Source organism: Pseudoalteromonas sp. MMG013 (genome assembly GCF_018100885.1).
GTDB classification, from domain to species: domain Bacteria; phylum Pseudomonadota; class Gammaproteobacteria; order Enterobacterales; family Alteromonadaceae; genus Pseudoalteromonas; species Pseudoalteromonas aurantia.
In genome coordinates this window covers 21,967-37,187 of the sequence record NZ_JAGJEE010000021.1, presented here as the reverse complement: position 1 = coordinate 37,187, position 15,221 = coordinate 21,967, and the positions used below count along the sequence as shown (strand labels likewise).

The window sequence follows — 15,221 nt, the reverse complement described above, 5'->3', positions numbered from 1 at the left end:
ATTTGAACTATCAAGAAATACAAAACCAATTAAAAAAGACCCAAAGTTGGCAACAATGTTATCGAGAAATAATGCTATTTGGCAAACAACTGCCCGTTATACCCGACTGCTTAAAGAATGATGATGCCCTTATACAAGGGTGTGAAAGCAAAGTCTGGTTGCATATTAATTTAGATGAAAGCCGGGGAACAATTCTATTAATTGGTGACTCTGACACCCGTATCGTCAAAGGGCTATTCGCAATTATTTCAAGTATGTATAACGACATAACCCCTACCGAAGCTAAAAATATTGATGCTTACGCTGAGTTTGAGTCTCTCGGACTAATAAAGCACCTGAGCCCGTCACGCGGTAATGGTATTCAAGCCATTATTAAGGCCATACAAGAAAAGCTTTCTCAGTGGTAAATCACCGAGAAAGTTTCATACTCATTGGTTTTCAGCTTTGAGTTTTTTTTGTAAATACTTTTTAATTGCTCGTGAAGCCGCGAAAAAACCAAAGGTGCCTGTCACCATGGTTGCAGAGCCAAACCCAGTTGCGCAGTCCATGTTTTTTGCTCCCTCAGCTTGCTGCTTAGCTAGGCAAACTTCACCACTGGCTGTTGGATAAACAAGTTGCTCAGTTGAATAAACACAATCAACAGCAAATTTACGCTTTGGATTTGAGGAAAAATTATAGTTCTTACGCAATAAATAACGTACTTTCGCAAGTAAAGGGTCTTGTGTTGTTTTCGCAACATCGCCAAATAAAATTTGACTGGGATCAGTCTGTCCACCAGCACCACCGGTGGCAATGACTGGGATTTTTCGACGTTTGCAATGCGCAATTAGCGCGGCCTTTTCTTTAACCGCATCAATACAGTCAATGACATAGTCATAATTAATGATATATTCTGCAATGTTATCGACGGTGATAAAGTCATCGATCAAATTCACTGTACAATACGGGTTTATTTCTAATAAACGCGCTTTCATTGCTTCAATTTTTTGCTCACCTACACTACTTGATAACGCATGAATTTGACGATTGATATTTGTAACACAAATATCATCTAAGTCGATCAATGTTATATGGCCTACACCCGTTCGTACTAACGCTTCCGCCACCCAGCTGCCAACGCCACCAATACCAACTACACAAAAATGTGCTTGCTGCAACCACCTAAGCTGCTGTGTACCATAAAGGCGTGAAATACCGCCAAATCTCAATTCAGTTTGCTGCTCAGTCATGTTACCACTCTAACTGCCAAGGGGTTCGCCAATTAGCAAAATCCTCATGGTTAATTAATTTTATAAATTCATCACCATCTTTTGGTGTTGCATAATAGCATTGCTGCTGTCCATCCCAAGAAAACCTTAGTGCATAAGCATGCAAATATACCCGTGCTGCTGGCATTCCCCCGTACAATTCATCTCCCACTATTGCCGCGGATAAACTTTTCATAGCAACTCTTAGTTGGTGTGTTTTACCTGTAAAAGGCTTCAAAATTACACCACGTAATCCAGCAGCAATACTTTTTGAATAAAAGCGGGTAACGGCAGGGCTTTCTTGTGATTTGAGCAGCTTGTGTGCCCCCCGTCGGGATTTGACCATATCACCTTTGATCCACCCTTGCTTTTTATTGGGCTTTTTCGAAATTAACGCCAAATAAATTTTCTCTACCTCTCTTCCTACAAATTTCTGAGTAAAGAGGTTGGCTGACTTACTTGACTTGGCTAAGATTAATAGTCCTGAAGTGACTTTGTCTAAACGATGAACCGAAAACAATTTATAGCCAACTTGTTTCTCTAGTTGAACAACAAACCCAGCCCCGTCTTCGCTATGAAAACTCACTCCTGCAGGTTTTAATGCGATAATATAATCAACTTCGTCTGCGATAACTTCAAATTCACGCATTTAACAACTCAACTACTCGCGCTAAATCCTCTGGTGTATCGACCCCCGCATGGACGGGCATTATCGCCTTGGCTATCTTAATTTGCTTACCATGATACAAAACTCTCAGTTGCTCAAGTGATTCTTGCACTTCTAGTGGCGACACTGGTAACTCTAAGTATTCTTGAATAAACCCTGCGCGGTAAGCGTAAATGCCAACATGGCGTTGAAAATTATGTAAAGGAATTGAGTTTTTATCTAGCGTTAACATGCTATTTCGTTGAAATGGAATTGAAGCGCGAGAAAAGTATAGAGCATTGTTATGTGCATCTTGTACTACTTTAACCGCATTGGGGTTTAGCACTTCTTCAACATTCTCTATATCAACACTAAGGGTCGCCATAGGGGCACTTGAATTAGCCAACAACTGAGCAACTTGATCTATATTTTCAGGTTCTAGCAATGGCTCATCGCCTTGTACATTAACCACTATTGTTTCAGCACCTAAGTTTAGCTTCTCTACCACTTCCGCGAGCCGCTCAGTGCCTGATTGATGGTCAATTCTGGTCATGAGAACATTTTTTGTAAAGCCCATTGCGACATCAAAGACAGCTTGATGATCAGTCGCAATATAAACAGCATTCGCTCCTGAGCGAGACGCTTGCTCAAAAACATGTTTAATCATCGGTTTTCCGCAGATATCCGCAAGCGGTTTACCCGGTAAACGACTCGACGCATAGCGTGCTGGAATAACAACTACGAATGCCACTGTTCAACCTCTTCTAAACTCAACTCTCTCGCCTCATTTTCCAGTAGTACTGGAATATCATCTCTAATTGGATACGCCAATTTTGCCGCTGTACTAATAAGCTCACTTTGTTCTTTATCGTATTGCAGCTTACCTTTACACACGGGGCAAGCTAAGATTTCTAATAATTTTTTATCAAAGGCCATGATAGATCTCTTTTTTCTTTAAAATATCCAATAGCCGCTCAATCAACATCTTACTTGGTTGAGCGTCAACTCGTAAGTAATACCAATTTTCTAACGCAAAGCTCTTACATTTTACCGCATCTTTTTCCGTCATAAAAACGGCGGTGTGACCAAACCCCTCAAAATCACCGTTTTGATAAGCATGATGATCTCGAAAGTGTGCGGTCTCTATAATATCGACCCCTAACTCACGCAATGACTTCTCAAACCGAGCTGGGTTTCCTATTGCACTTACGGCGATGCCCTTATCTGGATATGAGTCACATTTTTCGCCACTTCCAACACGATATATACCGGTGCTTTCAAGTTGATAATTGCAAGGTGCGCCAATACCATTTGTAACAACTAGATCCACACTGCGAAGTCGACTCGGCAACTCCCTTAATGGTCCAGCCGGCAGGAGGCACCCATTTCCAAACCCACGAGTACTATCTACAATACAAAACTCAACAGCACGATTCATTTTATAATGTTGTAAACCGTCATCTGAAATAATCAAATCAACATTGTATTCACGCTTGATATACTCACAACTCGCCTGACGGTCTGGGCCGATAACAACTGGACATTGCAAACGTGAATGAAGCAAAAAAGGTTCATCTCCGGCCTCTAATACCGAGCTATTGGTCGTCACCTCATAAGGGTAATGGGGTGCATTTGATCCATATCCTCGACTGATCACTGCGACTTTCAACCCAATATTTTGTAGGTAGTTAACTAGCCATAATGCAAATGGCGTTTTACCATTACCGCCTATACTAATATTACCTATAACCAATACAGGTACATGCGCATTAAAACGTTCAATAAACCCCAATGAAAAAAGTATCCGTCTTATTATCGCAGCACACCAAAATATAGCACTGAGCGGCAGTAGTAAGTAAGTTATGAAGGATTTTGGTCTATACCAGCTATTTTCTATACTTTTCAATGTCTAATCACCATACTGCATTTTACATAAAGCAGCATAAGCCCCATGCTGTTCTAACAAGGTTGTATGTGTTCCTTGCTCAACTATTCTACCCTGCTCTAATACATATATTCGGTCTGATTTTTCTATTGTCGATAACCTATGTGCAATCACTATCGAAGTCTTGTCTTTCATCAAATTATCTAGCGCTTGCTGTATCAACCTTTCTGACTCCGTATCCAATGCGGAGGTTGCCTCGTCTAAAATCAGTATCGGCGCATCTTTTACAATCGCTCTTGCAATGGCCAAACGTTGCCGTTGTCCACCTGACAACATTACCCCATTTTCACCCACCATAGTATGTAAGCCATCAGGTAATCCCTCTATGAACTCCCAAGCATGTGCTTGTTTTGTAACTGCAATTAAAGCGTCATCTGATAACGGCGTTTCCAGCCCATACATAATATTATTCGCTATGGTATCGTTAAACAAAACCACTTGCTGTGAAACAACCGCAAATTGCCGCCTCAAGTCCTGCAAAGAGTATTCCTGAATATTAACGCCATCGAGCTCGATGCTACCATGTTGAATATCATAAAATCTTGGCAGTAAATTTGATAATGTCGACTTACCAGATCCAGAGCGGCCAACCAGCGCAATGCTCTCGCCTGCATTAACCTTTAGATCAAGTGATTGAATTACTGGGTTTTCTTTAGTCGGATAGCAAAATGTAACCGATTTAACACTTATTAACCCTTTCGCTGTCACTAACGGCGTGGTGCCTTGGTCCCCTTCTTTCTCTGTATCTAATATTGCAAATATACTTTGCGCAGCCGAAATACCTCTTTGCAGATCACTATTTACATTTGCTAACTGCTTTAATGGTCGCAACATCATCATCATTGATGTCAATAGCGCTACAAACGCACCTGAAGTAATCGTATTTATCATAGAAGGCATGGCTATAATTGCCAATATTAACGCCATCGCACTGGCCGCTAAAATTTGAATCACGGATACACTTAATGCCCGAGTCGCATCCATTTTGACCCGTTGCTGCCTATTCTTATTATTGACTGTTGCAAACTTGTCGATTTCTCTTTGTTGACCACCAAAGTTATGAATTACTTTATGCCCCGCAAGCATTTGTTCAGAACCACGGGTCACTTCCCCCATCGCATCTTGAATATTTTTCGAAATCTTACGAAACCGTTTTGATACCACTGAAACGATCAGCGCGACAATAGGAATAATAATTAAAAATACCGAGGACAACTGCCAACTCGCACCAAACATAACAAATAATAAAAAAACAACAAACGCACCTTCACGCACTATGACTTGTAATGCTCGGGTAATGGCTTGCTGAACTTGTTCTGTATCAAAAGTAATTTTAGAGATCATTTCACCATTCGAATGTTTGTCATGAAATGAGACGGGTAAAAATAACATGTGCTCAAACAGCTCTTGCCGTAATGCCCTAACAACTTGGGATCCAACATATGTCAGACAATATGATGCCATATAATTGAAGACACCACGTCCTATCACTAATACAATAACCACAATAGGGGCCCACGACAAAACATCGACGTTTCTGTCGTTTAACCCATCATCAATAAACGGTTGCATTAAGCGGACAAACAGCGCATCCATCGCTGCGTAACCTAACATACCAATGACGGCACATATCGCAACGCCCCGGTAATCTAATGTATAAGCTAGTAAACGTTTGTATATCTGCTTCGCGCTCATTTGCATGTACTTTCTCTTCCACTAACCCATTCTAAAAAAACAGTGTATTGTACTTGCCATACCAATAAAACAAAATGGGCTACTTTAAATTAATCAAACGAAAACCAAATAACTCCCCCCTTTATTGGGGTAAAAACCAATACTTCATTACTTCTCTCGCCTTTTCAGTGATTAGTCCATCAGGTGTTACTTTTATCCTAATATGGCCATCTAATGCCGTATCTAATTGTAACGTGCCCAATCGGGTGAATCGCTCTCGAACATCTGTATGAGGAAGTCCCCATTGTGATGCATAATTGCGCGAATATATCGCGATGTCGGCATTTACAGCTTGTAAAAAAGCCATTGTTGACGATGTTTTACTGCCATGATGTGGGACCAATAATATATCATTCTCTAATTGTTCAGCTGAGAGTACATTTACCAACTGCCGTTCTGCATGAGCTTCTATATCCCCCGTTAATAAAGCTGAGTAATTGCCTCCACTGACTTTCACAACACAAGAATTGTTGTTTTTAGATGCTCGCCCAGCTCGAGGCCACAGTGTTTCAATAGTGACTTCACCCATCTTGACTGTTCGCAAATTACAATCACTATTTGGTATGCCATTATGAAACGATTTAAAGGAGTGTATTCCATCAAATGCAAGCAATTCCTTAACTCCACCAACATGGTCTTTATCTTGATGACTTAAAATTGTGTGTGTTAATACGATATGATTATCCTCTATGTAGGGTTGTACAACATGCTCAAATAGGGAATATCGGTTAAAATATTTAGCTCCAAGGTCATACAATAGAGCTTCACGGTTACTTGATATAAGCACTGCGGTTCCATGTCCTACATCCAAAACATCCAATTGCCATAATACCTCTTCACTCGACAGCCTATGCACCGCATAAATCACGGCAGGAAGCCAAACCAGTTTTCTAAAAGGCGCTAACACTATAAATAGTAAAAAGAGATATATAAACATGGTTATTGATAAAGATGAAGAGCCCGTATGCAACCAGCCGTGACCAGCACTGATCATTGAGGCTCCTTTCAATAGGAAATGAAAGCAACCGTCTAGACTCGTGAGTACAAGACACACTCCCCATGATGCATGGCCTATTGCAAAGCTCAATATGAGCGCCAATATCATAAATGGAAAAACAATTATGCTTAACACTGGAATAGCCAGTAAATTTATAAATAATCCAGCTAAGCTAACTCCTTTAAAGAAATAAATACTGAGTGGCGCCAAGAATACGAAAAGACAAACTTGTATCTTTATCAATAAAATAACCTTAAAAAGGAGGTTCATTTTGTAACTATGCTGTGTGTGCTCAGAACTCATTACAAAAAATATCACGGCAACAGCTATAAATGAAAAATATAGTCCCGGATTAAGTAATAAGAAAGGATCAAGAAGTAAAATAAGGCTCAGTGCGATGACCAGTATTCTCATGCTACTTATCTTTTTACATGCAATGTAGGCTGTAATCGCAAGTAATAACATGCTATACGCTCTTAGCGCCGATACACTAAAACCGCTCAGATAAACATATATAAATGCAATTACTCCCGAGAGACACATATAAAATGTCGTTAAATTGTACTTTTGAAAGCGAGGGTTGGCATACAATAGCAAATAAGCTGATACAACCGCTTTAACAGACCAATATGAAATCCCAAATATAATACCGATATGTAACCCAGAAATGGCCATAATATGGCTCAATCCAAGCCTACGCATCATGACACGGGTATCATGACTTATCTGGCTTGTATCTCCCGTCATTAAAGTATAATAGAGCCAGCCTAACTTTAAACCTCCAAACACTTGCCATGAAAATTGTCTGTATGGTTCATAATATGCGTCATTTTGTTGGGCCGCGATGGTAGCCTCTAGAACACGTCCTTTATATGCAATTTGATTTCTAAATGCATAAAGCTCACTATCAAAACCGGAAAAATTTTTTCGCCCTCTAAATGGACGAATTTTGGCCATACCCGTAATGATACTACCAGCCTTTATCTTTAATTCATTCTGAGAAATAGCCAAGTTCGCTTTGGGGTTCATCCAAGGTAAATAGGAATGTTCACCAACATCACTGAGGCTCACCTGAAAATAATCTGCTGGCTCTTCTCCAAATACCTTTACAACTTGACCACTGAAATAAATTTCATCGTCAAATTGTTGGTTTTCTATACTAAATGAATAAAACAAATGATATTGAGTAATAACGACAAAAATAGCGAAAATAAAACCTAACAATACAGGTCGAAACGGCTTAAAATAGGGGAACAAAATAGTGAGGAAGAAAAGACTGCTATAGAACTGCCACGTTTTGAATAGAAACACGGTAATGATACAGCCGAATAGAAATCCCCAACATATAAAAATTGAAGTAAACGGTTGCATGCTATGGCTAAAAAAACGATTCAACGCTTTTTACCCGATCACAATAAAATAAAACAGCAAAAGTCTTTAAAAATTTTTGGCCGATGGTTGCATGATGCCAACCTGTGGCACCTAAACCGCCGTTCTGCGCGTGGCGCTTTTTCAGTTGGTTTGTTCTTTGCTTTCATCCCAGTTCCTTTTCAGATGATATTAGCTGCCGCATTTGCGATTCCGTTTCGCGTAAATTTACCTTTATCAGTGGCTTTGGTGTGGTTAACAAACCCACTAACTATGCCACCTATTTTTTACTGCTCTTATTTAGTTGGTGTGCTTGCTTTAGGCCAAGAAACACAACCTTTTCATTTCGAAGCCAGTTGGGAATGGCTCGTTCAAAGTATTACCACAATCGGTCCTGCGTTTATGATTGGCTCACTAATTTGTGCATCGTTCGCCGCTATTATTGGGTACTTTGGGGTTGATTACTTATGGCGACGTTCGGTAAATAAAGCATGGCATGCGCGCAATAAATAATACTTCCTCTATATTATAGATAATAAAAAAGCCCTTAAGGGCTTTTTTATTATCACGTCAAAATGCAACAACTTAGGTGCTTACGCAATCTTTAATTTTCGACGTCTTAACCAAACCAACGGCAACGTAATAAGTGCAAACACAGAAAAGCTGCCTGATTGACGTTCATACGTTTCAACCTCTGGCGCAGCACACTGCTCTACTTCACCGTTCGTTGGTGTTAACAGTACAGGTAAAGTCGCTGATTCATACTCAATCTCACCTTTGCTGTTTTTCTCTACCACTCCGAGTCTGTCTCTACGTTCTACTGTTTTAACCGCGATCGCGTAAATTTTATTCGACTCGGTGATCTTAACGGCTTCTGCTATTGTGTATGGGAATGTCGCACCACTGGCATCTTTACAAGGCAATAACGAATTAATATTCACGATACTTTCATCGCCTAACTTATAAATGAAACCTTCTCTGCGTTGGTTGTTTCCGTTTTTCTCAATTTCACCTTGCCCAACAACATACCCTGCATCATTGATGTCATTGATGACTGTTTCAGAACCAGTGAAATAAGTTGGAATATCTGCAAACTTATCCGCGTTAATGTCATAATAAAAGCCAACTGCATCAACGATAGAATTTCGACTTACTGAAGCTCTGTAACCAACAACGACATTACTGTTATTAATATCAACGGCTTTACCTGTTTTGTACCATGCATCACGTTCTTCAATTTCACTAAATTGACCTTCTTTAAAGTACCCAGGTACAACACGTGCATTAATATCATCGTCAAATCGAGTTATTGAGTAGCCAGCCGCAATATTTGAGTTATTTATGGCCATTGCAGCACTATAAATAGTATTATCTTCATTCTCATTTCTGACTGCACCAACACCTAACTCCTTTGCACTAACTACAGCAAAATTATCATCTAACGTCCATTGATATGCACGTAAGTCATAAAACGATGGTAACCCATCTAAGTTAGCCACTCGGCGCTCTTCCAACCAAACACATGCTTGTAATGGTCTATCTTCACCTTTACAACGATCATCATAACCTTCTTGGCGCTGTGTCGTAATGCCAACACTGGCATAACCAACTACGGCATAACCCCCCGTCTCCAAGCGCTGAATATCGGTTGCAATACTGGCACCACCATGTTCGGTAAATGCTGGTTCAAGGGTAAACTTTTCACCTGCTGTATTAATTACAATACCCCGATAGCTCCAATCTCTTACAAAGAAGGTCTTTGCTTCGTTTTCATCTTTAGGTGTAAATTCTGTTTTTGAAAAAGGTGCCGAACCCCAGCCAACGATCACCCCATCATCACTGATCGCCGTTAAATTATTTCCCACTGAGCGTGTCAATGAATTCAGCTCTGAGCTCTGTACATCAAATAAGACTTGTTCATCCGCAAATGTGGGGCTAACAGTCAATGCAATACGGTCTGTCAACTTTTGATATTCAGCTGAATTACTTTGGCGACTTAAAAAGCCTAACATGAAGTTGTTAGCATCTGCATTTGTTGACGCCGCACCGTTTTTTACATCTTCAAGCGTAAATGTAATCGTTTCATCAATCAGCTCATATCTTCTTTTTTCTTCATCATATGCAGCTTTTATTGCTGTACCATCTTTATCAAAATCGATATAGCTAACATCTATCGGCAAATTAAAAAGACGAGTCGCAGCCCCAATGATCTGACCATTTTCATTCGCATCCGAGACAATTGAGTGAACTGCACCTTCGTGTCTTGGTAGCTCTGTAAGTTGATATGTGGCGGCCAAAGCCTGGCCACTCAAGCCAGCAAAAATACTCGCTGCAATTAAAGTATGCTTCATTTTATTCCTTACTACTGATTCTGTAACGCTTCTAATTCTTCCCAACGCTCAAACGAGGTTTCAAGCTTCGACTCAAGGTCCGCCAAATGGTTCAACGCTGTTTGAGTAGTCTCTGCATCTTGTTTAAAGAAGTCTGCCGCATTCACGATTTCTTGTTGAGCCTCTAAAGCAAGCTCTAGCGCCTCTACTTTACTTGGCAGTTCTTCTAATTCAAGTTTTAATTTGTAACTTAACTTAGTACTTTTGTTATTGGCTTGAGTAACTTGTTTCGGAGTTTGTTTATCCGATTTCTGTGTTTTTTGCTTGTCTACCTTTTCAAGCGCTTTAGCCTGAGCCACTCTATGAGCAACATACTGTTCATAGTCAGTATATCCACCCACAATCTCCGTGACCAAGCCTTCCCCTTCAAAAGCCCAAACGCTATTACATGTATTATCAATAAATTCTCTATCGTGACTTACAATCAAAATAGTTCCTTGATATTGATTAATTATTTCTTCTAATAGTTCAAGGGTTTCAATATCTAAGTCATTGGTTGGTTCATCCAACACCAAGATATTTGAAGGTTTTAAGAAAAGTTTTGCTAGAAGTAACCTATTTTTCTCACCTCCTGACAAAGCTTTAACAGGTGTTCTCGCTCTGGCTGGTGGAAACAAAAAGTCCTGTAAATAACCTAATACGTGGCGACTGCGACCACCCATCATAACTTCTTGCTTTCCTTCTGCCACATTATCTTGCACTGTGGCATTTTCATCTAACTTTTCTCGGTATTGGTCAAAATACGCAACTTCTAAGTTAACTCCTTGTTTGATCTTACCCGCATCTGCATCCAGATTACCAAAAAGCAGTTTGAGAAGTGTGGTTTTTCCTACTCCATTTGGGCCAACAAGCCCAACTCTATCGCCCCTCATTACTAGGGTGGAGAAATCTTTTGTGATCACTTTATCTTTAAACGCATGGTTAACATGCTGCGCTTCAAATACTAATTTACCTGAGCGATCGGCGGTTTCAATATTAAAGTCTGTTTTACCAACCTGCTCTACACGTTGCTTTCGTTCATTGCGTAAAGACTTCAGCGCTCTCACTCGGCCTTCATTACGCGTTCTTCGTGCTTTAATACCTTGCCTGATCCACGCTTCTTCTTCTGCTAATTTCTTATCAAAAAGTGCATTTTGCGTTTCTTCAACTTTTAAGTCATGTGCTTTTTGTTCAAGATACGTCGCATAATCTCCTGGGTATGAGATCAACTGTCCACGATCTAAATCTAAAATTCGCGTAGCAACGGCGCGAATGAATGCCCTATCGTGTGAAATAAAGACTATACCGCCTTTAAACTCCTTTAAAAACTGCTCTAGCCAAATAACGCTGTTCATATCTAAATGGTTCGTTGGCTCATCTAAAAGCAGTAAATCAGGTTCACTTACTAGTGCTTTTGCTAACGCAACTTTACGCAGCCAACCTCCTGATAACTTCTCCAAACGCATATCTGCCGTTAATTCCAATTGACTTAATACAGTTTGAATTCGGCTTTCAAATCGCCATGCATCGGCGGCTTCTATTTGAGTCGATAATCGTTCAAGTTTATTTAACTGTGCCTGTGATTGGTCAGTTTGTAGCGCCTCATTAACATGATTAAATTCAATTAATAAATTGGCTATATCAGGTAACCCACTTGCGACGTAATCAAATACAGCACCTTCAACCCCCTTAGGGGGGTCTTGTTCTAGTCTCGATATTTTAAGCTCGCCAACGCGATTAATCTCTCCGTCATCAAGTAATACTTCACCATCAAGTACCTTTAGCAGTGTCGATTTGCCAGCCCCATTACGGCCGACAATACATACTCTTTCGCCTGCCTCGATAATTGCATCTGCGTTATCAAGCAAAGGGTGAGTTCCAAACGCAAGCTGCGCTTTAGCTATTCTAATTAGATCCATATTATTCTACGAGTTGTTGAATTTGTGTTAGTTCAAATGGCCACGTTAATTGTTGGTGGTCACTTTTACGCTCTAATACTGGAATGGTCGTTTGAAAGCGCTGCATTAGCTCTTCGCTACCAGTGATATCAACGTGCTTAATATCGCTGGCGTGAATCGCGTGCAACGCAAGTTCGTACGCCTGTTCGCAAAGGTGGCACCCATCAGTATGATATAAAACATATTTAGCCATGTGTTATTAACCAGCTATTATGTATTTGCTTATTTCTCTTAAAATCAGGAGAGAGTGTTTTGTCAGAAATATTTTCAGCTTTAAGTCCTAATCCAATAAGCGCAACTTCATCTATTTTAAAGCCGCGTTTATTATTAGAGAAAACAAGTGTGCCATTCGGACTCAATATATTTTTTATCCACGTTAATAACTGGATATGGTCACGCTGTACGTCAAACGCTTCTTTCATTCTCTTTGAATTAGAAAATGTAGGTGGATCTAAGAAGATAAGATCATATTGACCTTGGGCATGCTCCAACCATTTCAAACAATCAGCCTGTTCAAACCTGAAGCGAGTATTTTTCAGCTCATTAAGCGCAAAGTTTTCTTCTGCCCATTTTAAATACGTTTTTGACATATCAACAGTTGTGACCGCTTTAGCACCTCCCAAAGCTGCATGAACCGACACAGAGCCGGTATATGCAAATAAGTTAAGCACACGTTTACCATTAGCGTTTTCTTGAATATAACGACGTGCTAAACGATGATCTAAAAATAATCCAGTATCAAGGTAATCAAACAAGTTTACTTTAAACTTAGCGCCGAACTCTTCAACGATCTCAAAGCGATTTTGCTTATCCATCGACGTATATTGAGCTTCACCTTTCTGGCGTTTTCTCACTTTTACGGCAATATTCTCAGGTTCAATGTTGAGTTGCTGTGCCGTGAGTGTGATCACATCTTGTAAACGTTTTTGCGCTACATCATCTTCAATTTCTTTTGGTGCCGCATATTCAAAAATAACAGCACAGTCGTTGTATATGTCTACCGCTACATTATATTCTGGAATATCAGCATCATACACTCGGTAAGCATTGATCTGCTCTTTCTTGACCCAAGATTTTAATGCGTGTTTATTCTTTTTCAAACGATTTGCAAACGCACTTGAGCCTTCATAATTCAAGCCTGTTGCACGGTCGTTTTGATTCACTTGACGTTCGTTTAATTCATATAAATTAAACTCAGCATCTAATGGACCATTCTTAAATTTATAACGTTTTTCTCGTGACAATTTCAATAGTTTAAACAAACTATCGTCTGTTCCTAATAAAGCCAGCTTCCAGTTAGGAAAGTACTTTTTAAATGCCACACCCATATTACGATGCAAACTTACCAGCTCTGCCATAGACCCAATACGTTCACCATAAGGTAAATTACTAATAACAACTCCAGGACGTTTTGCAATACTTTTAAGCTGGTTTGCGTCACCTTGCTTAAATTTTATCGTGCTTCCTACCCCAGCCCTATCAGCATTTTGCTCCGCAACCTCAACTAACTTTCGATCTATATCAGAGCCAATAAGCCATAAATTGTTATCTTGTTGCTGTTCTTTGAGCTCAGCTTTTACCATATCAAATTTTGCTTTTCGAAAGCTTGGTAAACGCTTAAACGCAAATTCCCGCTCTGTATTTGTTGGTGTGTTATTTGCCATGCCAGCCGCTTCAATAAGCAAAGTACCTGAACCGCAACAAGGATCAAACAATGGCTGAGTAATATCGTCTAACCAACCGCTACGCTTTACAAGTGCTGCTGCTAAATGCTCTCGGATAGGTGCTTTACCCTGTTTAGTTCTGTAACCTCGATCTGATAATCTAGGTCCTGAGTAATCAATATACAACGCACATTTATCGCGGTTCAACTTTGCTATTATGCGAATGTTTGGTTCTGATTTATCAACATTAGGACGCTGCTCATACAAGTCATTGAAGTAATCTACAACGCCATCTTTTATCACTAAGCCTGAAAACTGAGTATTTTTCAGCTCAGTATTTGTTCCGTTGAATTCAATTGCAAACGTTTGAGTTGGGCCAAACCAATCTTGCCACGCTTGGAAGCGTGCGAATTTATAGAGCGCATCTTTATTGGTAATTTCTTCACTTTCATCAATTAAAAGCATGATACGCGTCGCAAAACGCGTCATCATACATATGCGTTGTGCTGTGCTGTTATCCGTTTCAAATCGGACCGAACCGACACTTTGTTTACCCAGTGTCACGCCTGCTTGTTCTAGTTCTTCAGCTAATAAGTGTTCTATGCCGATAGATGTAAGTGCGATAAATTGCAATGTGCTAACCCTATGTATTCAATTGAAGGCGAGTATACCATAGGTTCGGCTGAGGAGGTGTAGCGGGATTAAGCTGATTTGATAATTTTATCGGCAATAACCAGAGGATGAATACGATCATTGAGTACTTTGATTGCTTGAAACTGTTCAAGTGTTAAATGGTCATCAAGCTTAAAACTGTCAGTTAAATTAATGCAGAGTGACGACTCTGCACAATATTCAACAATAAAAAACTCACCGACTTGATTTTTTGAATGCAAACTAATGATGGCTTCTGTACAAGGCTCACCACCTACATATGTTTGAAAGAACCAACTTTTAGCCTGTACTGGTAATAAATAAAATTTTGCAGCGGTTGCATTCAGTGCAATTTGGCAACATTGCGCTTCACTCCACACAGCAAATTTGCATAGGTAGGCAAACACGTTTTGGTAATAGCCAGCTTCATTTAGGCTAAAGTTTGGGCTGTGAGTAATATCTTGAGTTAGCTGACGCTGTCTGAATGGGGTGCATAAACTAAGATCTTCACCTAGGTCTACGAGCAAGCGATTTCGTTGGCTACATAACTGCCATTGCCATTCTTTAGATGCCTGCACAATACTACTCCCATCAACTATTTATAATTATTTAATAGTAGATGGGAGTATAACTAAAAAACCT

At 39.9% G+C, this 15,221-nt stretch carries 14 protein-coding genes; 2 read left to right on the top strand and 12 right to left on the bottom strand.

The window, feature by feature from the left end; genetic code table 11:
* Nucleotides 1-2: 2 nt before the first annotated feature.
* The gene (locus J8L98_RS17145; RefSeq protein ID WP_210997434.1) at nucleotides 3-407 is read left to right on the top strand and encodes a SufE family protein; all 405 of its coding nucleotides are present in this window, start codon (nucleotides 3-5) and stop codon (nucleotides 405-407) included.
* Nucleotides 408-428: 21 nt separating this feature from the next.
* Here J8L98_RS17145 and tcdA read toward each other — a convergent pair whose 3' ends face one another.
* From tcdA to J8L98_RS17110, 7 genes are all read right to left on the bottom strand, one after another.
* Nucleotides 429-1,229 (bottom strand): tRNA cyclic N6-threonylcarbamoyladenosine(37) synthase TcdA, encoded by an 801-nt coding sequence (gene tcdA / locus J8L98_RS17140; RefSeq protein ID WP_210997433.1) that lies wholly within the window; start codon nucleotides 1,227-1,229, stop codon nucleotides 429-431.
* A 1-nt stretch (nucleotide 1,230) separates the two neighbouring features.
* Complete coding sequence (locus J8L98_RS17135) at nucleotides 1,231-1,896, bottom strand: TIGR01621 family pseudouridine synthase (protein WP_210997432.1); 666 nt, start codon at nucleotides 1,894-1,896, stop codon at nucleotides 1,231-1,233.
* Entirely contained in the window at nucleotides 1,889-2,644 is a 756-nt protein-coding gene (kdsB, locus tag J8L98_RS17130; RefSeq protein WP_210997431.1) for a 3-deoxy-manno-octulosonate cytidylyltransferase, read from the bottom strand. The genes J8L98_RS17135 and kdsB overlap by 8 nt, the downstream gene beginning before the upstream one ends.
* Complete coding sequence (locus J8L98_RS17125; RefSeq protein WP_192507239.1) at nucleotides 2,632-2,829, bottom strand: Trm112 family protein; 198 nt, start codon at nucleotides 2,827-2,829, stop codon at nucleotides 2,632-2,634. The genes kdsB and J8L98_RS17125 overlap by 13 nt, the downstream gene beginning before the upstream one ends.
* Nucleotides 2,819-3,799 carry a tetraacyldisaccharide 4'-kinase gene (gene lpxK / locus J8L98_RS17120; protein ID WP_210997430.1) on the bottom strand — a complete coding sequence of 327 codons (981 nt, stop codon included), beginning with the start codon at nucleotides 3,797-3,799 and terminating at the stop codon, nucleotides 2,819-2,821. Before lpxK ends, J8L98_RS17125 begins: the two co-directional genes overlap by 11 nt.
* Nucleotides 3,800-3,802: 3 nt before the next feature.
* On the bottom strand, nucleotides 3,803-5,539 hold the full coding sequence (gene msbA / locus J8L98_RS17115; RefSeq protein WP_192507237.1) for a lipid A export permease/ATP-binding protein MsbA: 1,737 nt from the start codon (nucleotides 5,537-5,539) through the stop codon (nucleotides 3,803-3,805).
* Between the two features lie 115 nt (nucleotides 5,540-5,654).
* On the bottom strand, nucleotides 5,655-7,880 hold the full coding sequence (locus tag J8L98_RS17110) for a DNA internalization-related competence protein ComEC/Rec2 (protein ID WP_210997429.1): 2,226 nt from the start codon (nucleotides 7,878-7,880) through the stop codon (nucleotides 5,655-5,657).
* Nucleotides 7,881-7,943: 63 nt separating this feature from the next.
* Between J8L98_RS17110 and J8L98_RS17105 the strand changes: the two genes are divergently transcribed.
* Entirely contained in the window at nucleotides 7,944-8,450 is a 507-nt protein-coding gene (locus tag J8L98_RS17105) for a DUF2062 domain-containing protein (protein WP_192507235.1), read from the top strand.
* An 80-nt stretch (nucleotides 8,451-8,530) separates the two neighbouring features.
* Here the strand turns inward: J8L98_RS17105 and J8L98_RS17100 are convergent, their stop codons facing one another.
* The 5 genes from J8L98_RS17100 to J8L98_RS17080 all read right to left on the bottom strand — a co-directional run bounded on the left by J8L98_RS17100 (nucleotide 8,531) and on the right by J8L98_RS17080 (nucleotide 15,160).
* Nucleotides 8,531-10,288: a DUF3466 family protein gene (locus tag J8L98_RS17100; RefSeq protein ID WP_210997428.1), complete on the bottom strand. Its 1,758-nt coding sequence runs from the start codon at nucleotides 10,286-10,288 to the stop codon at nucleotides 8,531-8,533.
* 11 nt (nucleotides 10,289-10,299) lie between these two features.
* Entirely contained in the window at nucleotides 10,300-12,225 is a 1,926-nt protein-coding gene (locus J8L98_RS17095; protein WP_210997427.1) for an ABC transporter ATP-binding protein, read from the bottom strand.
* A 1-nt stretch (nucleotide 12,226) separates the two neighbouring features.
* On the bottom strand, nucleotides 12,227-12,457 hold the full coding sequence (locus tag J8L98_RS17090) for a glutaredoxin family protein (protein ID WP_210997426.1): 231 nt from the start codon (nucleotides 12,455-12,457) through the stop codon (nucleotides 12,227-12,229).
* A complete protein-coding gene (gene rlmKL / locus J8L98_RS17085) occupies nucleotides 12,450-14,561 on the bottom strand; it encodes a bifunctional 23S rRNA (guanine(2069)-N(7))-methyltransferase RlmK/23S rRNA (guanine(2445)-N(2))-methyltransferase RlmL (RefSeq protein WP_210997425.1) in 2,112 nt (703 codons plus the stop codon). The genes J8L98_RS17090 and rlmKL overlap by 8 nt, the downstream gene beginning before the upstream one ends.
* A gap of 68 nt (nucleotides 14,562-14,629) precedes the next feature.
* Entirely contained in the window at nucleotides 14,630-15,160 is a 531-nt protein-coding gene (locus J8L98_RS17080; protein ID WP_210997460.1) for a cell division protein ZapC domain-containing protein, read from the bottom strand.
* Nucleotides 15,161-15,221: the final 61 nt, after the last annotated feature.